This window comes from Undibacterium cyanobacteriorum, assembly GCF_031326225.1.
GTDB lineage: Bacteria > Pseudomonadota > Gammaproteobacteria > Burkholderiales > Burkholderiaceae_D > Undibacterium > Undibacterium cyanobacteriorum.
Genome location: NZ_CP133720.1, coordinates 4,450,862 through 4,474,328, shown reverse-complemented (window position 1 = coordinate 4,474,328; position 23,467 = coordinate 4,450,862). Strand labels below are relative to the sequence as shown.

At 48.2% G+C, this 23,467-nt stretch carries 21 protein-coding genes; 8 read left to right on the top strand and 13 right to left on the bottom strand.

Annotated features, from left to right (window positions below; all coding sequences use genetic code 11):
- Positions 1 to 274: 274 nt before the first annotated feature.
- Positions 275 to 796 carry a hypothetical protein gene (locus RF679_RS18605; protein WP_309482120.1) on the bottom strand — a complete coding sequence of 174 codons (522 nt, stop codon included), beginning with the start codon at positions 794 to 796 and terminating at the stop codon, positions 275 to 277.
- A 324-nt stretch (positions 797 to 1,120) separates the two neighbouring features.
- Between RF679_RS18605 and RF679_RS18600 the strand changes: the two genes are divergently transcribed.
- The 3 genes from RF679_RS18600 (at position 1,121) to RF679_RS18590 (ending at position 4,134) form a co-directional block, all read left to right on the top strand.
- Positions 1,121 to 1,501 carry a hypothetical protein gene (locus tag RF679_RS18600; RefSeq protein WP_309482119.1) on the top strand — a complete coding sequence of 127 codons (381 nt, stop codon included), beginning with the start codon at positions 1,121 to 1,123 and terminating at the stop codon, positions 1,499 to 1,501.
- A gap of 82 nt (positions 1,502 to 1,583) precedes the next feature.
- The gene (locus RF679_RS18595) at positions 1,584 to 2,597 is read left to right on the top strand and encodes a transposase (protein WP_309482118.1); all 1,014 of its coding nucleotides are present in this window, start codon (positions 1,584 to 1,586) and stop codon (positions 2,595 to 2,597) included.
- A gap of 514 nt (positions 2,598 to 3,111) precedes the next feature.
- Positions 3,112 to 4,134: a hypothetical protein gene (locus RF679_RS18590; RefSeq protein ID WP_309482117.1), complete on the top strand. Its 1,023-nt coding sequence runs from the start codon at positions 3,112 to 3,114 to the stop codon at positions 4,132 to 4,134.
- Positions 4,135 to 4,721: 587 nt separating this feature from the next.
- Here the strand turns inward: RF679_RS18590 and RF679_RS18585 are convergent.
- The 3 genes from RF679_RS18585 to RF679_RS18575 all read right to left on the bottom strand — a co-directional run bounded on the left by RF679_RS18585 (position 4,722) and on the right by RF679_RS18575 (position 11,487).
- On the bottom strand, positions 4,722 to 5,912 hold the full coding sequence (locus RF679_RS18585) for a cation:proton antiporter (RefSeq protein ID WP_309482116.1): 1,191 nt from the start codon (positions 5,910 to 5,912) through the stop codon (positions 4,722 to 4,724).
- 620 nt (positions 5,913 to 6,532) lie between these two features.
- A complete protein-coding gene (locus RF679_RS18580; protein ID WP_309482115.1) occupies positions 6,533 to 8,041 on the bottom strand; it encodes a tryptophan halogenase family protein in 1,509 nt (502 codons plus the stop codon).
- A gap of 347 nt (positions 8,042 to 8,388) precedes the next feature.
- Entirely contained in the window at positions 8,389 to 11,487 is a 3,099-nt protein-coding gene (locus tag RF679_RS18575) for a TonB-dependent receptor (RefSeq protein WP_309482114.1), read from the bottom strand.
- A gap of 483 nt (positions 11,488 to 11,970) precedes the next feature.
- Here RF679_RS18575 and RF679_RS18570 point away from each other — a divergent pair, with 483 nt between their 5' ends.
- Both RF679_RS18570 and RF679_RS18565 read left to right on the top strand, forming a co-directional pair.
- Positions 11,971 to 13,329, top strand: coding sequence for a DUF885 domain-containing protein (locus RF679_RS18570; RefSeq protein ID WP_309482113.1), 1,359 nt, complete (start codon positions 11,971 to 11,973; stop codon positions 13,327 to 13,329).
- A 179-nt stretch (positions 13,330 to 13,508) separates the two neighbouring features.
- Positions 13,509 to 14,108 (top strand): DUF4124 domain-containing protein, encoded by a 600-nt coding sequence (locus tag RF679_RS18565; RefSeq protein WP_309482112.1) that lies wholly within the window; start codon positions 13,509 to 13,511, stop codon positions 14,106 to 14,108.
- Between the two features lie 203 nt (positions 14,109 to 14,311).
- On the opposite strand, the gene RF679_RS18560 is transcribed toward RF679_RS18565, so the two are convergent.
- Together RF679_RS18560 and RF679_RS18555 are read right to left on the bottom strand one after the other, a co-directional pair.
- Complete coding sequence (locus RF679_RS18560; RefSeq protein ID WP_309482111.1) at positions 14,312 to 14,824, bottom strand: GNAT family N-acetyltransferase; 513 nt, start codon at positions 14,822 to 14,824, stop codon at positions 14,312 to 14,314.
- An 81-nt stretch (positions 14,825 to 14,905) separates the two neighbouring features.
- Positions 14,906 to 15,142: a hypothetical protein gene (locus RF679_RS18555; protein ID WP_309482110.1), complete on the bottom strand. Its 237-nt coding sequence runs from the start codon at positions 15,140 to 15,142 to the stop codon at positions 14,906 to 14,908.
- A 232-nt stretch (positions 15,143 to 15,374) separates the two neighbouring features.
- Here RF679_RS18555 and RF679_RS18550 point away from each other — a divergent pair, with 232 nt between their 5' ends.
- Positions 15,375 to 16,256 (top strand): LysR family transcriptional regulator, encoded by an 882-nt coding sequence (locus RF679_RS18550; protein ID WP_309482109.1) that lies wholly within the window; start codon positions 15,375 to 15,377, stop codon positions 16,254 to 16,256.
- A gap of 12 nt (positions 16,257 to 16,268) precedes the next feature.
- On the opposite strand, the gene RF679_RS18545 is transcribed toward RF679_RS18550, so the two are convergent.
- Together RF679_RS18545 and RF679_RS18540 are read right to left on the bottom strand one after the other, a co-directional pair.
- Positions 16,269 to 17,075 carry a class I SAM-dependent methyltransferase gene (locus RF679_RS18545; RefSeq protein WP_309482108.1) on the bottom strand — a complete coding sequence of 269 codons (807 nt, stop codon included), beginning with the start codon at positions 17,073 to 17,075 and terminating at the stop codon, positions 16,269 to 16,271.
- Positions 17,076 to 17,170: 95 nt separating this feature from the next.
- On the bottom strand, positions 17,171 to 17,770 hold the full coding sequence (locus tag RF679_RS18540; protein WP_309482107.1) for a hypothetical protein: 600 nt from the start codon (positions 17,768 to 17,770) through the stop codon (positions 17,171 to 17,173).
- 195 nt (positions 17,771 to 17,965) lie between these two features.
- Between RF679_RS18540 and RF679_RS18535 the strand changes: the two genes are divergently transcribed.
- A complete protein-coding gene (locus RF679_RS18535) occupies positions 17,966 to 19,255 on the top strand; it encodes a hypothetical protein (protein ID WP_309482106.1) in 1,290 nt (429 codons plus the stop codon).
- Positions 19,256 to 19,359: 104 nt separating this feature from the next.
- Here RF679_RS18535 and RF679_RS18530 read toward each other — a convergent pair whose 3' ends face one another.
- A complete protein-coding gene (locus tag RF679_RS18530) occupies positions 19,360 to 19,845 on the bottom strand; it encodes a VOC family protein (RefSeq protein WP_309482105.1) in 486 nt (161 codons plus the stop codon).
- 261 nt (positions 19,846 to 20,106) lie between these two features.
- On the opposite strand from RF679_RS18530, the gene RF679_RS18525 reads away from it, so the two are divergent.
- Positions 20,107 to 20,784 (top strand): SOUL family heme-binding protein, encoded by a 678-nt coding sequence (locus tag RF679_RS18525; RefSeq protein ID WP_309482104.1) that lies wholly within the window; start codon positions 20,107 to 20,109, stop codon positions 20,782 to 20,784.
- 13 nt (positions 20,785 to 20,797) lie between these two features.
- On the opposite strand, the gene RF679_RS18520 is transcribed toward RF679_RS18525, so the two are convergent.
- The 4 genes from RF679_RS18520 to RF679_RS18505 form a co-directional block, all read right to left on the bottom strand.
- The gene (locus RF679_RS18520) at positions 20,798 to 21,277 is read right to left on the bottom strand and encodes a hypothetical protein (protein WP_309482103.1); all 480 of its coding nucleotides are present in this window, start codon (positions 21,275 to 21,277) and stop codon (positions 20,798 to 20,800) included.
- Positions 21,278 to 21,430: 153 nt separating this feature from the next.
- Positions 21,431 to 22,237, bottom strand: coding sequence for a glutaminyl-peptide cyclotransferase (locus RF679_RS18515; RefSeq protein ID WP_309482102.1), 807 nt, complete (start codon positions 22,235 to 22,237; stop codon positions 21,431 to 21,433).
- Positions 22,238 to 22,263: 26 nt separating this feature from the next.
- Positions 22,264 to 22,701, bottom strand: coding sequence for a DUF2214 family protein (locus RF679_RS18510; protein WP_309482101.1), 438 nt, complete (start codon positions 22,699 to 22,701; stop codon positions 22,264 to 22,266).
- A 73-nt stretch (positions 22,702 to 22,774) separates the two neighbouring features.
- On the bottom strand, positions 22,775 to 23,458 hold the full coding sequence (locus tag RF679_RS18505) for a hypothetical protein (RefSeq protein ID WP_309482100.1): 684 nt from the start codon (positions 23,456 to 23,458) through the stop codon (positions 22,775 to 22,777).
- Positions 23,459 to 23,467 lie beyond the last annotated feature (9 nt).

The following is a 23,467-nucleotide window of genomic DNA, read 5'->3' as shown; positions in this document are numbered from 1 at the left end:
GGTTTGTCTTGCTTTAGCTCCGATAAAGCCGATCGATGGTAGGTACCAATAGCTTCAGCCCGCGTAGCTCCGATAAAGCCGATGGACGGTAGGTACGAATAGCGTCAGCGTATTCGTACGAATGTGAATGCTGTTAAACAAAGATTTTGGAAGGACACCAAATTCAACGTGTTTGAAACCATATGAAAGCGAGCTTCGGCTCGCTTCTGTTTTTATGGGGGATAGGGGAAGAAAGCCTCGGCTTTCTTTGAGGTTCTTCGATTGTGTGCGCGTTCTAACTCTCTGGTGCGATATGGAGTTGTGATTCAAATTTCTGAGTCTTACAAATCAAATCTTTTCGTCCATCTGGAACGAGAAGCATGGACCAAAAATTCACTGTAACTTTAAATGTTCTTCCTTTTACTTCCACCAAGAATTCAGCTTGGTCTGGTCCTTCGTACCCGCGTTGAGGTTTGTATTCCCAGTGCTGACTTGGCGCATAGTCCAATTCCACAATTCCATGCTTAGGTGGCGTAATGACTTTCGAGGAATATTTCTTTAATTTGGAAATTAATTCATAGGGCGGCTTATCGCCAACAAGACGTTGAATCTCTCTCTGAACCGGGCTAAAACTATTGTCAGCGGACTCAGCATAGGGTTGATTATCACGCCCGGGGCCGCTGGCAACATCAGTGCAGAAACTAAAACTCTTTTCAATCAACTTCCCGTTCACCATATTGCTTGCGGAACGTGCTGGGGATTGTATTTGTATGCTAGGTGTATGATCTGCGGGCAAAGCGGGAATGGTCACCAACATAGTGGAATTTTCCTCATCAGTTTGTGTGTTGATTTGTGATGTTTGGTTTGAAGATTGTGAAAGCAGTTGAAAAGACATCCGTCTCAAGAAATAAGACATTACCATAACAACACAAAGCCGCCCATTTCGAAGTATTTCAAACCAGATGAAAGCGAGCTTCGGCTCGCTTTTGTTTTTTTTGTAGGTGGGTTGATGGAAAGAACTAGTATCGATTCTTATTGCTTTTTTGATTGGATGTCTGGTCTAATCGCCTTGAATTCGAGCATAGATGTTTTTTTCTGAAGTCACTCTCGAGGACGCAATCCAAATAGATAGGAGTTCACAATGCCTTTTTTCCGATTGATCAAGTTATCTTTTCAGGCAATCAGACGGAATACAAAACGATTATTTTTCGTATTAGGAATGTTGTTGATCATCCAAAGTGTGGAAGCGAAACCCGTTCCAAAGGAAACTGTATTTAAAGGGATTGAGTTCGAACAATTGTTTTCCACTGTTATTGAAGAATTTAGAAAAGTTGGTTTTGAGTTCAAGGAGAGTAAGAAGTTTGATGCACCGTTTGGTTTCACTTTGGAGAACGATTTCGTTTATTTGCCTAAGTTTTCGGAGAACGACAGTGGATCAAGTTCAGCTCGGTTGTTGATAGTAAAGCAGAGCCGTGGTACCGACGATCAAGAATCAGCAGACACCCACTTCAAAAAGCAATAAATTATTAAATTCTCTTGCAATTTAATAATCATTAACCTAAGCTAAAGCCACTGTTTTTCTTCTCAAACGAAGGAGGTGGCTGATGCCGATGGCGCGTAGTCGTTACGTCTCTTTGGAGGCGACACCGTATTATCACTGCATAGGGCGCTGTGTTCGTCGTGCTTTCTTGTGGGGGAAAGATCATTTCTCTGGGCGAGATTTCTCACATCGGAAAGCCTGGGTAGTGGAGCGCTTGGCTGAGCTCTCTGAGGTGTTTACGATGTCGGTGTGCGCGTATGCAGTCATGTCTAACCATTACCATGTGGTGCTGCATGTCGATCGTGAACGTGCGGAGCAGATGAGTCAAACTGAAGTGCTAGGACGCTGGTCTCGTTTGTTTAATTTGCCCTACATTCTTGACCAGCTCATGCAAGGCAAACATCAAGATGCCGCGACAAAACGGGTTGCGGATGAGTTGGTCGAACAACTTCGCACACGGCTTTACGATATCTCTTGGTTTATGCGCTGTTTGAATGAATCGATCGCACGCCGCGCGAATGCAGAAGATCAATGCACTGGCAGGTTTTGGGAAGGGCGGTTTAAGAGCCAAGCAATTTTAGATGAAGCAGGGTTGCTCGCTTGTTGTGCCTATGTTGATCTCAATCCGATACGTGCAGGCATTGCCGATTTGCCTGAGAATTCGGATTACACGTCTATTCAACAACGCTTGCAAGATCTCAAAAAGCCCAGAGCAAAACGGCAGAAATCAACAGCAGCTTCAACGCTCGCAAAGGCGAACAAAATTCCACTTCACCCATTTGGCAATTCACTCAGCGTCGCACCGGCCCAAGGTCTACCATGCACCGCACGTGATTACATCGAACTCGTCGATTGGGCAGCACGCATCGTACGCAGCGATAAAAAGCATGCGATGTCGCAACGCGTTCCACCGATCTTGAATCGTCTTGGTTTTACACCAGAAGAGTTTATCAAGGCGACGCGCGCCAAAGCGATGACGCGTGGAACAGCAATTGCACAGGTCGAGCACTTACGTGCCTATGCTGAGCATTTAAAGAAACGTTGTGTGATTGGAGTCGCGATGCCGGTTTGCACATGATGCTGTGTGCGCTTGCACTTATCTACTACGTGATTCCAAAATAAAAAAGGAGAGCTTGTCCAAACGACGAGCATTGTTGATCGACTTTAGGTGAGTGAGAATCTTAAGGTGTTGAGATCGTTGGTGTTGGTGTGGTTTTGTGTAAAAATGGTGATAAAAGCGAGCTGAGTTCTCGCTTATTTTTTGTGTATTATTTGGATTGGATGTCCATTGGTTTTCAAAATTTTGGAGAGGGACTCAATTGGAAGCGCTTTATGTTGGACGAAAGCGAGCTGTGGCTCGCTTTTGTTTTTTGTAGATGCTAATGGGAAGAACTAATATTGATTTTTATTGCTTTTTTGACTGGGTGTCTGGTCTAATCTTGATAAGCCATAATCCAACATCTGTCATTCTTCGATTGTTGTTTAGCATCGCCCGCATTCGTACGAATACGCTGACGCTATTCGTACCTACCGGCTGGCTACTGGCTAAGGCAAATTTCTCGATCTATCCATAAACCAACATCAGTCATTCTATGAGTTTCATTATTCAAATTATTGACGCAGCTTTACCGAGTGATGCGCAGCAACGTAACAATTTGATTGATCAGTTGATCGAGGTCGAGGCGCATCATCGAGTGGGGCCCGGTGAGGCATTGGGTACTCTGTATCAACAGCTAGTGCAAAAATATCCCTGCATCTCCACCTTTGATGATGACGAATTAGATGAGTGTGTATGGGGCGATGGTCCCTTGATTCATAACTTCGGCCAGAAGATCGCGGCGCTCAACATTAATCGGAACGAAGAGAAGGTGATGGCCGACATTCTGACGTTCGCTGCGCCTTTGAATTTAAAGGTCGTGGATCCACAATCAGATGTCGTTTACTTTCCGGACAGCGTTGAAGCGGCTGAATTTATCGCTGCGATAGAAACTCAAGCAGCTGAAGAACAACTGACCAAGGCTAGGGTACTGACTAATCTCGTCGAAGCCTTAACGCCGATATTGACGCCTTTGGGATTTGTTTGGTCGAAAAAAGAATTGAGATTCAATCGAGATGTCTCTTATGGAAGGCAGTACTTCAGGATAGGCTTGGAGAAAAAGAGCTATGGTGAGATCTACATCTATTTCAATTTTCGACTGTCAATTGATGCAGTTATCAAACTCCTAGGGGAAGTTACTGGTGAAGATTGTTCAAAATCTTCACTCCCATTTTTCGTTCGTTTTTTCACCGGCGACTATCGCGAATTTAGAGCAGAAAACGAAGTGGAATTGGAGGCAGTCGTGACGGACATTAAGTCCTTAACGAGCGAGAAAATTGTGCCGTTTTTGAATAAGTTGACCGATTTGAAAAGTATCTATTCAACGATTGATCACGATGACAAATACAAGCAGGTGCCTCTTCCTTTCTCTGAAAACATCTTGGCCTTGACCCACCTAGTTTTCCCGGATCAGGTCAAGTATGTTGCAAGCCTCTATTTGAAACAATGCGCACCAGGAGGTTCTGAAAGCGTAGAGTTAAGTAATCTTGTTGAAAAACTTTTGGCACGTACTTCGTGAAGAAGCGGCAGCCCGCGTAGCTCCGATAAAGCCGATTGACAGTAGGTACGAATAGCGACAGCGTATTCGTACGAATGTGGGTGGCGTTAAACGAAAATTTTGGAGAGGCACTCAATTGGAAGTGCTTTATGTTAGACGAAAGCGAGCTGTGGCTCGCTTTTGTTTTTTGCAGATGCTAATGGGAAGAACTAATATTGATTTTTATTGCTTTTTTGACTGGGTGTCTGGTCTAATCTATCCACGCTAATAGTACGAGTGAAAAAATTAGTCCGGTAAATATCCAATATGCGATTTTTTCTTTTCGAGTAAATTCCTTGTATCTTTCATCGAAAGGTTTTGTGAAAGCCTCTTTGACTAATTGTTCCCATGTTTTTTTAGGCATCTCGGATTTCCCATCATTTCTAGTTGGAGCAACATTTGCTCCAGTATGACGAATCGACAATCGAAGAGGCATCCACTTCAAGAAGAAATATTCTGGGTGGGTGTCCAATGATCTAAATGATCGAGTCTTTGAGCCGACTATTGAATCGATTAAATCTGATTCTAAGGAATAAGCCACAAGACAAATGTCCGTTGTAAATTCCAATCTATGAATCAGGATTCCCGATGAGATTCAGTTTTCTCATAAGAGGCGTCATTGTGAGACCTTGCACAACTACAGAAAATGCTACTACCGCAAAGGCCATCGTCACAATTTCTGCGCGATAGGGGATGCTTTCCGGGAGACCAAGTGAGAGGGCCAAGGCTAAAGCTCCTCTTAAACCGCCCCAGACCAAGATATGTTGATGTGCCATCGAAATACGTTGGCCGCTGTTCTTGATCAGTGCGGCCAATGGGTAGATGGCGACAGCGCGTCCTATGAGTACGAATAGAATCGCCACGACCGCAGGGATAAGTAGCGCTGAGAATGATTGCTTCGCTTCGTAGACTCCGATCAAAATGAAAATGAGAGAGTTGGCGACAAACGCTGCGAACTCCCAAAACGCCTCAACTGATTCATGACCTTTTTCGGTGATTGCACCGAGATGACCACGGTTCCCAATAATGAGGCCTGCACAGAGTGTCGCCAGCACTCCCGACCAATGGAAATGTTCGGCAACTAAGAAAGAACTATAGGCGGCCACGGTCGTAAGTGTTAACTCGACTAAATGATCGCGGGTTTTTCCCGCGAGGTATAGCGTGACAAAAGCGATGATCACGCCACAGGCGACGCCACCACCGATAACCGACAGTGCGTTCAAAGTCAGTCCTAAAGTAGTCGGAGCATTGCCAGCAGCAAATGCTAACACTAAGCCAAATAAAACTGCCGCAGTGCCGTCATTAAAGAGGCTCTCCGATTCCACTAAGATCCGCAATTTTCCTTTTACACCCGCTTCCTTGAACGTTGCGATCACAGAAACAGGGTCAGTCGCTGCGATTAGCACGCCAAAAATAGCTGCGGAAATTGGTGGCCAGCCTAATAACCAGTACATGCCCGCCGCCGTCACCAACGCGGACAAAATCAATCCCACACTCGCCAATAATAGAACGACCGGGAGTACCTTGCGCAGTTCGCTCCACTTCAAAGCGATCGCGGCTTCGAAGATAAGTGGTGGCAGCAGTGCGGAGAAAATGAGTTCTTTGGTTAATTCAATCCCAGGGGAAATCGGCAGTAGGGTCAAACCAATGCCAGCGAATAGCAAGCCGACTGTGTAGGGGAACCGAAAGCGACGTGCAAGCATCGCTACCACGGCCGCTAAAAGCAACAAAAATTCAATGCGCTCGATATGTGTTTCCATGTGAATGACTCTTGAAATTAATTATGAAAAACGACTAGTTATCTGATTTTTCCGAATGTTCACGCGTTTCGACAACAGATTTGTGGTTCACAAATGTTGGTAGATCATTTCAATCAGCGAACTGATGAACGATGATGAATCTGTATCGATTTCCAATCCAAGCACTTCTTGTTTCGGTGAACGCAAAAAGTCGTGATTGATCTCGAACCCGATAATGAATATACCGATTGAGACTTGGATTTTCCTCGATAAAATCCAAATACCGAGATAATCCCGCACTATACGGAGGAACGAAATGAAGGATAGGAAGTATATGAAGAGTGTCGCGAGATAGCCCGCGACCATAGAGGCTATTGAGAGCTTTTCCATTTGAATGAGTGACAGAAAGTGCGAGGCGGCCCGACCTTCGCTATCCCTGCCGCATTCCGATAAATGGGCACCCAATGCGATTTTATTCGAAATTAAATAAAAAATAAATAAGAATCGAAACCGTTTCGAATGCCGTTGTTTCGATTGCTTGATAGCCCCAAAATCACGTGAAGTGGCTGGTTTATCGCATTGGATAATACGTCTTGAAGCCAGCTCTATTGCCTAAGTGTTGATTACTAAGCCTGGGCCATTTACCCAGCCTTCCAATACCGCTCCACCCATTCCGCATGGGTCGGCATCGACTCGGTCGCCTGCAGTAACATGCTTCGCATGCCTTCGACCTGATCAATCAATCTCTCCTCGGGCATTTCGTCGACGATGGGGTGGTAGCTTTTTGGGATGATGCCTTGGCCGAGCATGACTTGAACCCAACTCGGTAGAGCGAAGAAGTCTTCGCCGTTGCGGAAATAGCGGCCATCGGTGCGGAAGAGAGCGATGGCATCGCGTAGGCTATCGGGAATTGGCATGGTGCGGCAGTAGTTCCAAAAGGGACTGTCGTCGCGTTGGGTGGCGTGGTAGTGCAGGATTAAAAAGTCGCGCACGCGTTCGTATTCAAACGCGGTGTCGGCGTTGTAGCGTTCGCGCAGGGCGGGGTTGATCTCTTGTTGTGGAAACAGGCTTAACAAACGCGTGATGCCGGTTTGTGCGAGGTAGATGCTGGTCGATTCTAAAGGTTCGAGAAAGCCGCCAGCTAAACCAATGGCGACCACATTCTTATTCCAAAATTGTTTGCGCATGCCAGTAGTGAAACGCAGTAGACGTGGTTCGGCGAGCGCTTTACCGTCGAGGTTGCTTAATAGTGTCGCACAGGCTTCGTCGTCGCTGAGATACTGACTGGAATACACATAGCCATTGCCGATGCGATGTTGTAGCGGTATGCGCCACTGCCAGCCCGCCGTTTGTGCGGTGGCGCGCGTGTAGGGCGTGAGTGGCGTCACGCTTTCACTGGGCGCGGCCTGGGCGCGATCGCAAGGTAGCCAATGGCTCCAATCGTGGTAACCTGTTTTGAGGGTTTGTTCAATCAGGAGGCCATGAAACCCCGAGCAATCGATAAAGAAATCACCTTCGACTTGCGTGCCATTGTCGAGTACGAGTGCGGCGATGTCACCGTCACGCTCGTGTTGTTTGACTTCGACGACCATGCCTTCGATGCGTTGTACGCCACGGCTCTCGGCCAGTTCACGCAAAAATCGCGCGTACAAAGTGGCATCGAAATGATAGGCGTAGGCGATGTCAGCGAACGGCGAATCGGGCGCTGCGTTGCGGTCGCGTGGGACGAATTTGTGGCGTGGTGCCATCACGGTTTGTGGTGAATAGTCACCAATCGGCGCAGCGCGGCCCGCCAAAAAGAGTTTCAACCAAAATTGATGAAATGGCAGGGGCCCGATTGAGCGGCCAATCGCGCCAAAACCATGAATATAGCTATCGCCGATTTTGCCCCAGTTGTTGAACTGAATGCCGAGTTTGGCGGTGGCTTGGGTGCGACGAATAAATTCGATTTCATCGATACCGAGCCACTGGCCATTGAATTGCCGGATATGCGGCACGCTGGCTTCGCCGACACCGACGATGCCAATTTCCTCGGACTCGACTAAACGAATACAACTGCCTTTGCCGAGGTAAGTGGCGAGCGTTGCAGCGGCCATCCAACCTGCGCTGCCGCCACCGACGATGGTGATATTGTTGATGCGTTGATTCATCGTGTGTCTCGTTTTTTGTTTGAAGTGTTTGGCTGCTTTGTTCAGCACTAGCAGGAGAAGTCTGGGCTTGGGGGAAGTTTGTATCGCAATGTTGTGTGATCGCGTTCATGATGGTGGGGCTGAACGCTTTTCCTGTGGGGAGAAATCTCAAGACACTGCTCTACAAAACGACGCTGGTTCCAAACCTCTCCTGATAGTGTTGAAGATGCACATCAAGTGCGTTGTGATATTTAAAGTGGAAAACAGCAGCACTTCTTAGCATTTGAAGTGCTGCTGTCAATTCGTTTATAGATGCGATTTACCTTTCGCTTAAAGCTCAGTCTTCAAGGTGATTATTGAATCGAGGCTTAAAACTTATAATTCAAACCCGCATAGGCGACGCGACCTGCATAGCCACTTGAGTAAAAGCGATCTTTGGTGTCGTTGCCTAAATGCGAGCGAGATTCCGCCTTAGTCAGGTTAAGCACGGCAAAGGTCAAACTCAGTTGTGGATTGAAGTTGTACGCTGCATTCAAATCCAATTGACTATACGGTTCTTGATACACATTGAGGCCGTTGACTAAACCACCAACCACTTCACCACGGCGATTGTAGGAAGCGCGCACTAAGTACTGATCATTGCTATAGAACACGGTCAGGTTGGCTTGATTGCGGGCACTGCCGACCAACGGTGACTTACCAATGACTTTGCCATTACCCAATGTGATCGCTGCTTGATTGGTTTGGTTGTAGGTGTAGTTGGCTTGCACACCGACACCGGAATTCCAGGTATGTTGCGCATACAATTCCAATCCTTGTGATACTGCATCGCGACCACCGGCGGTAGTGGAATAGTTCTGCACCGTTACCGCATTGCCGCCCACATTCAAAGGCACGGTGAGCACGACTGGCACCGAGAAGTTGCTGACGTTTTTGCGGAACAGACCAGCGCCGACGATAGAACCACGTTGCAAATACCATTCTAAGCCGAGATCAAATTGCGCGGCCTTGTAGGGTTCCAAGGCCTTATTACTGCCGGAACCAAACCAACCTTGTTGATCACCACCACCGATTAAACGACGATCGTTCACATACTCTTGGCTGTAGTAAGACAAGTTGCCGGGTAAGGCAATATCTCCGTAACTAGGACGGGCCACAACTTTGGAGGCCGCTGCGCGCAGCAATAAAGTATTCGATAAATCGTAGGCGAGGTTAATACTTGGTAGGACATCGGTGTAGCTGCGATCTAAAGAACTGACCACAAACGACGAGGTATGTGCCGTGCTATCAGGTAAGGTCGTGAAGCCACTGACGCAACCCGAACCCGCTGGTGCACCGAGTGCTGGAAGGCCACCCGCGCGGCATGGCGCAGGCGTGCCGTTGCTACCATTGTAAAAATAGTCGTTGTAGTAATCGACTTGATCGGTAGAGTCGGCATGTTGTTTCGTTTTGACGAGGCGCAAACCGACATTACCGCGCAAATGCGTGGTCTTGATGTTGGCCTGCAAATAGGCCGCACTGATTTTCTCGCTGACGTTATAGACAAAATTGTCCTCGTTGCGGGTTTGCATAGTCCCATACGTTTGATTCAAGTGATCGATGTAGGCCGCGTAATTGATGGCAGGGAAAGCGCTGGCTGTAAAACCACCGGCGATATCTCCGAGGGAGTTTGGATACAGATAGCTCGCTTGGAATTTATTGGCGCTGGCATCGCAACCGGCTTGGAAGCGATTATCGTAATTGCTCGCGTCTTTTCCTTTGCAGGCCCAGTAGGTATTGCCAGTGCTACGATGGGTACCGCCATCACGTAACTTACCACCAAACTGCAATGATTCAAGCCAATCACTGTCCGCCTGCCATGTGAAATCGGCTTGTGCGTATTTTTGTTGTGTGCCGTTCTTGGTCCACGACGATGAGGTGGAACCTAGATCGATCTCGCCTATACCCTTCTGCAAGTTTGCCATCAGCTCAGGTGAGAAGCTCATACTTGGCGTGCCAACCGTACTCCAGGAGCTCGCGTAGTTACCCAAGGTCCAGCTGCCGTTGGCGTTTTGTAGGCGAGGCTTAATCGGCATCGTGAATTGCATTTCGGGACCGCCGCTTGCCCAGGTATGGCCGAATTTGAAATTGGCATCCAAAGACTGCCCATGCCATTCAGCCTCGAAGTCTGCCGTCTGCGACAAAGCACGTTCGCGGTTGTAGCTGCCGGTGATTTGTGGAGTTGGAATGGTGCAGTCATCCGGACCGAAACCACCGGTGTTTTTCACACCACCAGCCGCTGCTGCATCACCGCTGCAATAATAAGTCTTGCCTTGATGGGCGCTGTAATTAGCGCCAGTGACAATGGTGCCGCTGCGATCGAAGCTCAGGCTATCGAGCATACGTCCACCCGGCCAGTTACCGTCGCCGTCGTAACGTGCCAAATTCCACTCAGGTACTTTGAGCAGATTTGTTTGCGAATTTTGCGATAAATCGAAGCGGAAGTAATTCGCCGTGAATGTTAAGTTCTTGAGAGGCTTGTACTGCAGGGTCATTTGCCCACCCTTGCGTTCACGATCCTCACTCTTGATGCCGAGGTTGACCGAGGTCGGCATCATGAAGTTGGTGTAGTACTTACCGCTTTGATCGTAGAAGCCTGATTGGCCCCACCAACGTGAATTCAAACCAGACGCTTGACCATTGACGTCGACAGCTGGATTGGTCTTGTAATTGTCGGCATACCATTGCCAGTTTTCCGTACTAGCGCCCATGGTGCGGGTGGTACGTTGTTGTTGCGTGTAGCCGAGCAAAACACCGAATTGATTGCTGTCGTCATGCCACGCGTATTGTCCGGAAAATTGCCCATCGGTTTTCTTGGTTGTGTCGGCCCAAGTTCCTTCAGCCGAGACAAAACCACTATTCGATTTGACTTCTAATGGGCGACGGGTACGTAAGATCACGGTGCCACCGATGCCACCTTCATCGAGGCGTGCTTCAGGAGATTTAAACAGCTCCGCACTCGCCAGCATATTCGATGGCATCAACATGTAGTTGAAAGAGCGGGTGGGGTCGCCGTTTGATTCAGCCGTTGCGATGTAGTTGCCGTTGAGTTGTGTGAGCGTGAGTTCTGAGGATAAACCACGCACGCTGACATACTTTCCTTCGCCACCATCACGATTGACGACCACGCCCGGTACACGTTGCAAAGCATCGGCGACGTTTTTGTCGGGGAACTTACCAACATCTTCAGCTGTCACCACATCGATGATGGCATTGGCTTTACGTTTTTGATCCAAGCTTTGTTCAATCGAATAACGATAGCCGCTGATTACGACGGTGGCGGGCGCGTTGCTCTCGGCAGTTTTTTTGGTGTCGTCCGACTGTGCATGCGCGTTCGAAAGGGTTAATAACGCCGTACTCACTGCAATGGCGATCGGGGTCGCTCGGTAGCGTCTCTGGGGTGAAGCAAGGTGCTGCTGAAACTTCATGTTGGTCTCCTTATGCTCTTGGAAGTGGATGGTTATCACGAGGTGACAAAGTTCTCTTCGTTGTAGGAACAGGCGATGGCCTTTCGCATCTGTCCACACTTTCAGTGCGTCCACCAAGGAGTGGGAAGAGTGGCAGCGATATCCCAAACAATTTTGTTTCGCACTTCTGATGTTTGGATTTCGCTTTTGTACACTGGAGCATTTATACAAAAGAAGATTCTGCGCTCCAATCGCTTTCGGAAAATCGTGTGAAGTTTAGGTCGTTTAGTAAACTTGTCTGTCGCTGGAGAGCAGGGCGGGGAAACTGGTCGAGGGAGCTGTTTATTGTTTTTGAAGTTTGTTTAGTGGTGAACTGGTACAAAGTGCGCTGTATTGTTCGTTAGAGGGGAACTATGCTGATGACATGGTGTCTGCTAGTACCTATTTTGCGAGCGCGTTGAGTGCCCAACTACATAGTTGAAATATCTGTCCACGGTGAGACGAATGAAATTTTTCAAATTAAACTTAAGCCTCAGCATTCTTATCGTTGCTTTATTTTGTGCCATGCTTGGTGTGCCTCGGATTTCCGTTTCGGCAGAAGTGGGCCAGAGCAAGGCAAATAATGTTGCCCAATACATTGCAAACTATAGTAAGAATTTTCAGCGCCTTGGTTTGGGCGGGGATCTCGCATTTGCTTATCAACAGCAGATCGATAGAATTCTGCGTGAGAAAAATCAAGAGGCCCAAGCACGTTTCGTCGCACAACTGGAGCAGGATCGGCAGCATTTAGAGACGAGCGGTGTTCTGCAGGACGCCAATCAGTGTCAGCGTTTGCAATTAGCGATCATCGATTTCGAAGCTAATTTGTTGCGCGACAAAATCGCTTTGACGAAAGCCTATAAAGCACTTGGTCAGCAAGCAGTGATGTCCGAACAAGGCTTAGCTCACAGCAGCATGGGTAAGGAGTGGTATCGGTACTTAAGCAAGGCATGGTTGAGCTCAGACATCAGTCCTGACGACCTTGTAAAGATGGGTACGGCCGAGCTCGACCGAGCACTCGATCAATATCGTCGCTTGCAAAGGAATATGGGATACGAAGGGCGGGATGCGGCGTTCGCCGCCTATTTGAATAGCGCTGTATTTCAGTATGAAGATGGCACGACGCCCCAAGCCGATTACGAGAAACGGCAATCCACCGTGTATCAAAACTTGGGGAAACTTTTTTTGCCGAACGCGGTGCGGCCACCCGCGATACGCGCCTCGAGTCGTGGTATGAGTTTTCCAGTGGACGGCTATTACATTCCGGAAGAGGGTGCTTTTTATTTCAACAAAGCGAAGTCGCACTATGATCGCCGCAGCCTGGATTGGTTGTTGCTGCATGAAAGTACACCGGGTCATCACTTTCAGAATCGCTACACCGAAAACCAGGATGCTTGTGCCAAGGCGATTCCCCATAGTTTTTATTCGACATTTATCGAAGGTTGGGGCGCATACGTGGAGGAGTATGGGCACGAACTAGGTTTGTATCAAACCGATGCGGATGAACTTGGTGCAGTGGAATGGAATTTGGTCCGTTCGATACGTGTGATTTTAGATGTCGGAATTAATCATTTCTCTTGGAGTGATCAGCAAGCTAAAGCCTTCTGGTTCAGTAGATTACCGATGCTTCCCGAACTCGCCGAACGCGAAATTAAGCGTGTCAGAAACTGGCCGGCGCAAGCGATTACCTACAAACTTGGTGCGGTGAAATTTCGTCAATTGCGTGATCAAGAGAGGCAGCGTTTAGGTGAGAAATTTAGTCTCCAAGTTTTTCATCATGCTGTGTTGAAGAATGGACCTTTGCCGATTGAGGTACTGCAGTAGTCGATAGATGATGAGTACCAGCTCTTGCCATTACGATCATATGCCATCGTGAAAATATTGCCATTTCATTATGCTCTGTGGCATATTGCCGGAAGTTCCTGAGGTCGCTTCGAATACCGCGTGCATATCCATCATCGAGGCATCTTAGATCATCAATTGCCACACTTCGGTTTCTTTACATGAGTTCGTCCAACATCAATCGCACTTTTTTGAATTCACTGCTGACTTTGTCATTTGTTTTCTGTCCCTTGTACGGCAGCGCCGCACAGGTTTATAAATGGGTCGATGAGAATGGCAAAGTTCATTACGGTGATCGCACTACCGCACCGAATAAGGGTAAGAAGGTGGAGATAAACGTAAAGGTCGCAGAAAAACCGGCAGATAAAGCAGACTCAAAAAATCCTGATCCACGCGCAGTGGCGGCGCAACATGCGTCTTCTAAACTCGATAATCTCGACCAAACCTTGCGACCATTGTTGCCGACCATCGCATCGGCACCCTCCATCCCACCGGCGCCGCCGATTCCTCCAATGCCGCAAAAGAAAAACTCCAAACCAGTTGATCCTTCAAGAGTACCTTCGGCATGCAAAGGTTTAGTCGACCAAATCGCCAAAGTCGAACGTGGCTCTAATTGGGAAGGTTTAGCGAAGTCTTATAACGCAGCCTGCCCCGGCATCAGCTATGAATGCAATAACTACCGCAGCAACCCCGAGAAGAGTTTTTGCCAGTGGGTGGAACGTACCGATTCAACGATTTTGAGTACCAATAATTATCAATGATGTGGATGCGTGCAATGCCGCAAAAACGGCTAAGGTTTTAATCAACAACAGAAGTGTGTTTTGTTCCCGTTTGACACTGGAATTGGATCGAGATTCTCAATGGTCCAAGTGAGATCGTTTATTTCAAACTCTAAACCTATCAAAAGAGATTTTCTGGTACTTGTTTGCCAGTGCTAGGTAGTGTTAGGCAGTGACATCCAATGTTAAGCGGGTGTGAGATCTTGAATATCTCCAGCGTTAACATTTGCATGCTCGACTGAATCAGATCCTATCCTTTTCTCATAGCAAACGCTATTGTGCGCTTCGACATATTGCCCATAGTTCGGGATCACATGATAGCCATTCTTTTCGTATAAACGTACTGCATCGGCTTGGCGTTTGCCTGTTTCGAGCACGCACAATTGGTAGCCAAGACTGGCGGCCCAGTTTTCTAGTTCTTGGAGGATCTTGCTGGCGAGACCTTGTCCGCGCAGGTCTGGTGCGGCGTACATGCGTTTGATTTCAACACCTTTCTCACCATAGGGCTTGAAAGCGCCGCAAGCGACCGCACGGCCATCGAGGTAAGCAAGGACGACGTGTTTGATCGAGTCGGTCTTATTGTATTGCGCGTAGAACGCATGTTCTTCCCCGTCGATTAAAGCGAGGTAACGATCGAGTTCTCTCACGAGCGCTTGGAAGTCGCTATCGTTAGAATCGCAGCGTTTGAAGGTCAGCATGGTCTTGGCTCCTTTAGGTCATTTGAGAAAAAGTGGCGCGTTTCTTGGTCGTGTTGTCGACTAGCAGGTCGTCTCCATTCTTCACCACTGGCGACCGAGCGCAACCATGGTGACCAGAAGATAGACGCTATTGAGTGCGGTATTCGCGAAGGCTTGTTTACGATAGGTGTAATAGATCAGACAGCAGCAGCCCAGCAGATTCATCCAAAGAAAAATGGGCGAGTTACTGGCCAGCAGTCCTTGTGTGTTGAGTCCATAGGCCAGCAAACACACAATGCCGCCGCCCCAACCGAGTTGGTTTAAATACTTGTCGAGCATATCGAAGTCTTTCTTCGCTTTGGTTCAGCTATCGTTCCTCTTAGATCTGTCTGGATCTGTTTAGATTTGTTGAGGTCATCGTCTTCGATGACCTACAGCAGCAATGTACGCTCGTCTTTAATGCAAAAAAATGCTAAATTCGAGTTAATTAATGCAATTTTGCGATTACAGAATTTGACCTAAATCGTCGTCTGCACGCTGGTAGTGATAGTAATAGTGAGAGGGGGGAGCGATGCATCTCCAACAAATCCAATATTTTTTGACCTTGGCCGATGAGCTGCATTTTTGGAAGACTTCGGAAAAGGTTTTTATCACGCAGTCGGCACTTAGTCGTCATATTAAAAGCATGGAAGAAGAATTGGGCGTGCGTTTGTTCGAGCGCGATAAGCGCAATGTCAAACTGACGCCGGCTGGTGAGTTTTTGCGTGATCAATATCGCAGGCTGATGTTGGACTATCAAAGTGCGACACGGCGCGCGCAACTGATTGCTGCTGGCGAGAGTGGCACTTTGCGCATTGGACATCCAGCTTCGATTACCTTTTCTGTTTTACCCGATCTCTTGCGCGCTCTGCATCAAGGCCATCCATATATAGCGATTCAGATGATGGAAGTCGACGCCGAAGATGTCGATGCATTTCTCCTGGCCGACCGAATCGACATCGCTTTTACTCGAGAACCAGAGAAATCAAAAGACTTGGTCTCCGAGGAATTGATGACCGAGCATTTCGCTTTGGTTGTGCCCGCGCAGCATCCTTATGCCAAGCGGCGTCAATTAAAGTTCAGTGATCTAGCGAAATTGGCTGAGGAAGAATTTGTTTTGCCGTCTCTGACCGGAAAGAGCGAGCATGCGAATCAGTTGCGCGGGATTTTTGCAGAGGCTGGTTTTCAACCGCATATTCGTGTTGAGTCAGATTTTGGTGTCACGTTGTTGGGTTTGGTGGCGAAAGGGGTTGGGATATCGATCATGCCGATCTCCTATTCTCATCACCATAATCATGCCGTGCGTTTCATACCTTTACCGACGGCGTCGACTTTGGTCGGTATTTGGCGTCGTAAGGACCACAATCCGACTTTGAAAACCTTTATCGCCTTGATGCGCGAGTTTGATTATTGAGTTGTGACCGCCTCAATCATTCAAAAGCTGTGCCACCTTGTCGAACTGATTGTCTACTGTCGTGACGATGGTTCTGAGTGAAGCGAGGTGATCGTTCAGATCGAATTGCATGGCTTCTGCCACAATCTCTTCATACCTCTCTGCCAGTATGGTTGAGTTGGGATCGAGATGAACGGCGACGCCGAGGCCGCTGCTTGCGGTGGGGATGTTAAATAGTTTGAGATCTGGACGATACTTTTTCAGGATCAGCATGACCTTCCATGTGTCACCAATCCAGAACATCGTGTGACGCTCGCGATCAGCAGTTTCAGGAATGACCGGAAGAACATCATGGAACAAAACCACGGTGTCGCGATGCGCATGCTTTTCCACGTTGATGAAATCTTGCAAGGCTTGATCAAAAGTGTGAAGACCGTCAATGAAAGCCATGTCGAGTTTTTGGTCTTCGAAAATTTCTTTCAAATGCGGCTCGGCAAAAAAGCTATCACTGGTCTGTTGAAACAGTTTGGTGCGGGCGCTAAATTCGTGATTAATGCGTAAAGCAGGATCAACTCCAATCGCTAGTGTTGGTGGACGTGCGTTGGCTAAGGCTTTACCGGATTCCACGCCGATTTCTAAGTAAAGTTTTGGCTGAACGAATAAATGAAACCATTGCAGCCATTCGTAATAGCCCGGTCCTGGAAAAGCTTCATTCACAATTTGCTTGTGGCGATTGAGTTCTTGTTCGTAGTGCAGTGCCAGCGGATCGTCTTTGCTGAGCGGTACGGTTTCCTTTTTCATTCGCAATGCATTGCGCAGTACACTCATCAGTAGCGACACGATCAACTCCTTTTTTTAAGATACCTTATCTTAACAGAAGACTTTCGCTTGTCAGCGGCGATCAACACTATCGATAGACGTTTTAGATAGGCGTTTTAAAGTGGACCAATGGTGAGGCTTAAGCGTAATGCAATTTCGTTCGCTCGGTAGGTGATTTGCTCGATCGTGAAAAAAGCGCGCGGCGATTCCATGGCTTCTCCAGACTTTGCCTGATGACTCGGTTTATCCAAGCTGATTGGTTCAGATGGGAAGGTGACTTTCGCTGCTTTGTGAGGATAGCGAGCGAGCTGATCTGCCGCATGCCTGATTTCAAACAGCGTATTCGGATGCAGCTTATGCAATTGGCGTAGCCGCTGACTGAAGCGCTGCAGAATTTCTCGATGCGACGGCGTATGACGTGCGGTCCATGCAGCACTTATGCTGATGTGATTGACGAAGTATTCGCATCCAGTGTGCTCAATCTTGACGTGCGTGCCATCGGCTAAGTCAAAAGTTTCGATGGCGCTACTCGCATCCAGCAAGGTGAACTGATGTTGCGAGATCTGCTGGTTTTTTGCGCTGCGCTTGTCTTTATGAGCGAAGTAGGGTTCGGGTTCGCTACGTAGGCAATTATCTTGTGCGATACAGGCACTACTCATCACGAGGCTAGTGCAAAAAAACAAGAGGGCGACGAGGATTTTATCGTGTGGCGTCATCAGGTTTTCAATGGCGAGATTTGTTGGTTGGCGGTCGAACATCCTGCTTATTTTTTGCCGGATTGTAGCTCCAAAATCAATAAACCTTCGACCTATTTTAATAATTTAACTTGCAAATGCATTATCTTTGATTGATACTACAAGTGTAGTAGATAGTAAGGTTTTTGTCTGAACAAAGGCATAGGAAAAAGGTAAATGAAGATGAAGATGCGAGTATCAACCCAGCGCGCAATTAAATCATCGCCGCAAGCGATATTGAATCCAATCTGGAATCGAGAGGTAAACCTATCCTCTCATGTTGGAGCGGTGACGGTAGAGCAAAAACACCGATACGCCGTTTGCTTGTGCGGCTTGTTGGTGAGCCTAGTATTAGCCGCATGTGGTGGTGGCCGTATCGATGCACCCACCAATGTAACGACCGCAGTACCTGAGGTTACCAACGTTACAGGTAACACAACTTTGGTGAACGGTTTGGCGATCAATAATTTTACGAATAATGAGACGATTTCATACCCGTTGCCGATTTTGTACGGGCTCACGAATCCTGATTTGAGCGCGGTGCAAGTGGCTTTGAATGGCCAAAGTTATCAAGCAGAAGTGGTGTCTGGTGTCTTTAAGTTGCCGATCCTTTTGCGTGCAGGTGTCAATGAAATGACGATCACCACTGGCACCACAAGCAATCGTTTTACTTTGAACTATCAAGCCAGCGCCAATCCCAAAAAAGTCAAAATGATGGTGGCGATTCCTGCCGACGAGGAGGGGCGATTTTTAGCTGAACCCGGCGTTGACAATGGTTTGGAGATTGCAAAGCAAAAGCTGAAGGTGCAGGCGTGGCTGATGCAATCGGCGACCGCTGAAATGATGTACAAAGCGGGTCGATCGCATATGACGTATAACTTGATGATGGATGCTGATGGCACGCCATTGGTCGAGACTTTGCGCCTGCCTTTGAGTAAGGCTGAGCTGCTCAAGAAGACCGGTAATGAATTGTATGATCTGATCGCCGCCACGATTCGTGCCAATGCCTACGACGCCAATGTGAAGTACATGGTGACCATGAGTTTTTCTAGCTATATCGATGGCCAAGTGACGGGGCACACAGCCTTAGGCGGTGGATACCTCGGCGTGTTTGGTTCATTGCATTTGCATACTTGCCCAACGAGCTTGAGTCAGGTGAACAGTGCATTCATGAATACGCAAGCGATCGATACAAAATTCTTCCCAGACGATAGCAATGGCCGAATGGCATACTGGGCCAATTGCGCCACCGGCATGGGCGCAAGTCTGCATGAATTGGGGCACACTTTTGATTTGCCGCATACGCCAACCGGCATCATGTCGCGTGGTTTCGATAATTTCAATCGCCTCTTTATGCTTCGTGAGCCAGCGGTGGTACCGCCATTAACGCGAGATAAAGAAGCAGGTGCGATTTGGGACCCCGCCAGCGTCACTATTTTGCTGACCAGTGAGTGGATCAAAAAGTAAGCTGCGTGAAAGGGGGCGCGTCATACCGTTATGCTAGGAAAGAGAATCACTTTGCTTGACTCTTTCATGACATGGCGATCAGCTATCTGACGCGCCGCGACGCATTAGCGTCCCGCGCGTGCCGCTTCAATACGAGCGATATCAATTTTGCTCATCTCCATCATGGCATTGAAGACACGTTTGGCCGCCGCACGATCAGGATCGCAGATCCCTTCAGTGAGGGCGATTGGCGTAATCTGCCAAGAAATGCCCCACTTATCCTTGCACCAACCGCAAGCACTGGCTTGGCCACCATGATCGATAATCGCGTTCCAATAGCGATCGGTTTCTTCTTGGGTTTCCGTCGCTACCTGAAACGAAAACGCTTCATCGTGCGTGAAGGCTGGGCCACCGTTGAGTCCGAGGCAGGGGATGCTCATCACGGTAAATTGTACGGTGATCACCTGGCCTTCCTGCCCAGCAGGAAAGTCGCCCGGCGCGAGATGAATCGCATCGACTGAGGAATCGGGAAAGGTGTCGGCGTAAAAACGTGCTGCTTGTTCCGCATCACCATTGAACCAGAGACAAATAGTATTTTTTGCGACTTTCATAGAGTGAATTCCCTTTCAGTTTTCGATAGTTTTGCGACCGAGGGGGACGAGCGCCACTGCTTAGAGCTGAAATGTCTAGAAAAGTTGCCGCTTCATTTGCATAGATTGATGAAGTGGATAGGAATAAGACAAGAATGAGAAATTGTGCGGAAGAAGTAGGACAAAAAGCACAGCAGCAGTAACTTGACGTAGTGTTTGCCGGCACGTCTGAGCACTTTTCTGTATCCTAGTGCGTGTTAAATCAGCCGAAAAGGTCAAACTATGTCTAGCTCTTTATCTAGCTCATTATGGCGATCCCTGAGTGGCGTCTTGTCTCTATTGGGATTCTCGCTAGTCTCGAGTTCGGCTTGGGCGATTGAAGAACCCAAGTACGATGTCGTCAAACGCTATCCGCAGTTTGAAGTGCGTAAGTACCATGCCTATTTAGTGGCTGAAGTGCTGGTGCCGGGGCCCGCCGATAAAGCAGGGAATACCGCCTTTGAATATCTTGGCGGCTATATCTTTGGCAAGAATAAGGGCGCCAAGAAGTTGGAAATGACTGCGCCGGTGTCGCAAACGGCGGCACAAAACGCGAAGCCAGTGAAGATTGAGATGACGGCACCAGTGGCACAAACCAATGTCGAGGGTGGCTATTTGGTTCAGTTTGTGATGCCGAGTGAATTCACGATGGAGACCTTGCCTGAGCCACTCAACCCAAAAGTAAAACTGCGCGAAATGCCTGCTCAAACTTATGCGGTGTTGAAGTATTCCGGGAGTTGGTCACAAGAGCTGTATGAGGAAAAGCTCGCAGCCCTGCGGCAGTGCATGAAAGAAGCTGGATTGGTGGCACAAGGCGAGCCCATTTTTTCACGCTATAACGCGCCGTTCTCATTGCCTTTTTTACGTCGCAATGAAATCTGGATTGCGCTCGCCAGTCCAACTTCCAACACCAATCCCTGAACAAGCTACATCTTTATTCTGGAAGGCGTTTGAGTTTCAATAGTTTCTCGTTCCATTTGGATACTTCATTCGCCTGAATACCCATCACATTGATTTGTACCAACCATCCTTTGCGCTCATAACTGAGAGAAGGGTGCAGCTCCATATTGGGGCTTGCTTCCAGTAGGACAGCTTTGTCGGCGTCACCCGCAACCGTCTTCCATTTTGTGCCCGGCGGATTGGCCATCTTGCGCCATGCATCTGCCGATGGCGCCGGATTGCGACCAGCGTCGACGGCAATCTTAAGGCTGCGTTTGGCATCAGCGTATTCACATGCAGGGCCAAGCAAGCCTGGCATTTGTGTGACGACCTTTACGGTCACACCTAGTTGTTCTGAAAGATAGGCCTCGGTGTAAGGGCAGCTTTTATTATCCGCCGCGTGACTCGCGATTGGTGATAGGCCAATGGCGAGCAGGCCACATAGAAGATGCCAATGCTTGGAGAATTTTTTCATCGTGTGGGTCCTTTCGGTATGTCAGAAAACGAGTCCAAAGTGTAAGCGATGCGAGCACGATACAAAAATTATTGCCGCCTGAGATGTCGCTTTTTTGCTGATCCGAACGGGGCAAACTATTGCAGCTTGCCTTCGGTGGTCAGGAGGGCGATTTCAGTTTGTCGAAGGCTGTATCTCAATCTCAAATACTTTCGGCCACAGCTTGCCAGTGACAAATAGGCGCTTCTTCACGGGGTCGTAAGCAATGCCATTTAAGACGTCGGTATCGGGCTTCATCTCAGACTGTGGCAGCAAACCTTTGAGGTTGATCCAGCCCTTCACTTTGCCGGTGTCGGGATCGATGCGCGCAATGAAATCGGTCTGCCAGATATTGGCGAAGATCTCACCTTCTACCATTTCGAGTTCGTTTAACTGGGTCACGGGTTTGCCGTGATCGCTGACTTTGATACGACGTATTTCTTGCAAACTATTGGGGTCAAGAAAACGCAGCTGGGCTGTGCCATCGCTCATGACGATGGCATCTTTGGTTCGGGTAAGCCCCCAACCCTCGCCGGTGTACTGGAATTGTTTTTTGACTGCAAAGGTGTTGAGATCGAACACCGCACCAAAACCAGAGGTCCACGTTAGCCATACTAAGTCATTGTCGAAGTCGACGATACCTTCACCAAAAATTTGATCGGGAAGCTTGCGTTGCGATAGGACTTTACCCGTTTCTAACTCAATCTTGCGCAAGGTCGAAGCGCCGTAGCGTCCGGTACTTTCGTACAAAAAATTGTCCCGGAAAATGAGCCCTTGCGTGAACGCATTGCGATCATGCGGATAGGCTGCCACCACCTTAAATCCGTATTGTGGAGTCGCCGTGTTGGCATCGCCACTATCGAAGTGAAGCGCGGATGTTGTACTCGTAGCCATCACCAAGGTGAAACAGCTGAGCAGGGAAGCGAGGCGAGAGGTTCGCATAGTCTTTCTTGGGTAATGTGATGCGCTCAATGCGGTAATCCAAGACCTTGCGCCATCATGACGGCGAACAGTGGAAGCACTAGTATTGCCAGCATTTCACATCGCACAATCATGATGATTGCCTTCGGTATTGCGATTGATTCGGCTTGCGTTTTGCGATGCTTTAGGAAGAAGGCGGTTGGATAGATAGAAGCAAGTCCGACTAAGGCAAATAGTCCGACTTTGAGATGGAATATATGGTTGGGCGTATAGAAAGCGCTGCCTTTGCCAACTTGAAACCACAGCATTAAGCCAGCAAGCATCACGATCAAGGCAGAGAAACCATAAATGCCATCGACGATCGCTAATTTCTTTATCGTCGCTGCAGAAACCTCGGGGCGTAGTAGAGAGTGTTCAAGAACGAGGCTGGCGAACAGCACCAAGATACCGATCATATGCAGGTATTTCACAATCACGTAATCCATCAGAAGCTCCTCTCCATGAATGCGCGCCATCATAGCTCAAATTTCGACTGGCTTCGGCCGTTTGATGACTTTTTTAACAACCGATGATTTCGTAGGAGGCCACTTTCTTGAGCATGTGTCGACCTTTCGCCATTGATGAAAGGTAAACCATCAGGATTGAGTTGTTGTCGCCGTTGGTGCGAAGGATCAAATCGAGTTTGCCGTCGCGATCGAGATCGCCGGCCCACACAACTTGCACCGATTTCGTGAAGTTACCGTCGGGGTAAAGAAAATTTTCCTCAATCGCTTGTTTATTGCTTCCTTGCTGCAGGATGATTTTGCAGGGGGTGAGTTTCGTGCCCGCTTTTTGTTTTACGCATTCATGATCGAGTACGTAGTCTTGTTGATGGAATGTCAGAGTCGCTGAGTTTTCGATTTGTTCGATAGTCGCCATCTCGACTTTTCCTGGAGTGAGGCTATTCATTTGAATCAGGAGTAAAGGTGCATCACCTTTGACGCTGATTTCACGGCCAGAGTAAGACTGTTTGTTGTTGATATCATCGAGCACTTGGTCATACACAGTTTTGACTTGGGGGCGCACTGATTTGAGTTCTGCCTTACCGTTTTTAACGATCAATCCGAGCCAGCCTTGATCGAACTTTGCCGGGGCTTCGTCCCCATGATGTTGCCCGATTGTATAGATACGGGCGAGTGGCAAGTCTTGTGCATGGGTGCTGCTGAGCGCGCTGCTCAGAAACAAAGCAATTGCAAATGACATGGAGAGTAG

Bases quoted from the DNA above. Each gene is read 5' to 3' on its own strand.
- RF679_RS18605 (WP_309482120.1), bottom strand. From the start codon at position 796: ATGTTGGTGACCATTCCCGCTTTGCCCGCAGATCATACACCTAGCATA.
- RF679_RS18600 (WP_309482119.1), top strand. From the start codon at position 1,121: ATGCCTTTTTTCCGATTGATCAAGTTATCTTTTCAGGCAATCAGACGG.
- RF679_RS18595 (WP_309482118.1), top strand. From the start codon at position 1,584: ATGCCGATGGCGCGTAGTCGTTACGTCTCTTTGGAGGCGACACCGTAT.
- RF679_RS18590 (WP_309482117.1), top strand. From the start codon at position 3,112: ATGAGTTTCATTATTCAAATTATTGACGCAGCTTTACCGAGTGATGCG.
- RF679_RS18585 (WP_309482116.1), bottom strand. From the start codon at position 5,912: ATGGAAACACATATCGAGCGCATTGAATTTTTGTTGCTTTTAGCGGCC.
- RF679_RS18580 (WP_309482115.1), bottom strand. From the start codon at position 8,041: ATGAATCAACGCATCAACAATATCACCATCGTCGGTGGCGGCAGCGCA.
- RF679_RS18575 (WP_309482114.1), bottom strand. From the start codon at position 11,487: ATGAAGTTTCAGCAGCACCTTGCTTCACCCCAGAGACGCTACCGAGCG.
- RF679_RS18570 (WP_309482113.1), top strand. From the start codon at position 11,971: ATGAAATTTTTCAAATTAAACTTAAGCCTCAGCATTCTTATCGTTGCT.
- RF679_RS18565 (WP_309482112.1), top strand. From the start codon at position 13,509: ATGAGTTCGTCCAACATCAATCGCACTTTTTTGAATTCACTGCTGACT.
- RF679_RS18560 (WP_309482111.1), bottom strand. From the start codon at position 14,824: ATGCTGACCTTCAAACGCTGCGATTCTAACGATAGCGACTTCCAAGCG.
- RF679_RS18555 (WP_309482110.1), bottom strand. From the start codon at position 15,142: ATGCTCGACAAGTATTTAAACCAACTCGGTTGGGGCGGCGGCATTGTG.
- RF679_RS18550 (WP_309482109.1), top strand. From the start codon at position 15,375: ATGCATCTCCAACAAATCCAATATTTTTTGACCTTGGCCGATGAGCTG.
- RF679_RS18540 (WP_309482107.1), bottom strand. From the start codon at position 17,770: ATGACGCCACACGATAAAATCCTCGTCGCCCTCTTGTTTTTTTGCACT.
- RF679_RS18535 (WP_309482106.1), top strand. From the start codon at position 17,966: ATGAAGATGAAGATGCGAGTATCAACCCAGCGCGCAATTAAATCATCG.
- RF679_RS18530 (WP_309482105.1), bottom strand. From the start codon at position 19,845: ATGAAAGTCGCAAAAAATACTATTTGTCTCTGGTTCAATGGTGATGCG.
- RF679_RS18525 (WP_309482104.1), top strand. From the start codon at position 20,107: ATGTCTAGCTCTTTATCTAGCTCATTATGGCGATCCCTGAGTGGCGTC.
- RF679_RS18520 (WP_309482103.1), bottom strand. From the start codon at position 21,277: ATGAAAAAATTCTCCAAGCATTGGCATCTTCTATGTGGCCTGCTCGCC.
- RF679_RS18515 (WP_309482102.1), bottom strand. From the start codon at position 22,237: ATGCGAACCTCTCGCCTCGCTTCCCTGCTCAGCTGTTTCACCTTGGTG.
- RF679_RS18510 (WP_309482101.1), bottom strand. From the start codon at position 22,701: ATGGATTACGTGATTGTGAAATACCTGCATATGATCGGTATCTTGGTG.
- RF679_RS18505 (WP_309482100.1), bottom strand. From the start codon at position 23,458: ATGTCATTTGCAATTGCTTTGTTTCTGAGCAGCGCGCTCAGCAGCACC.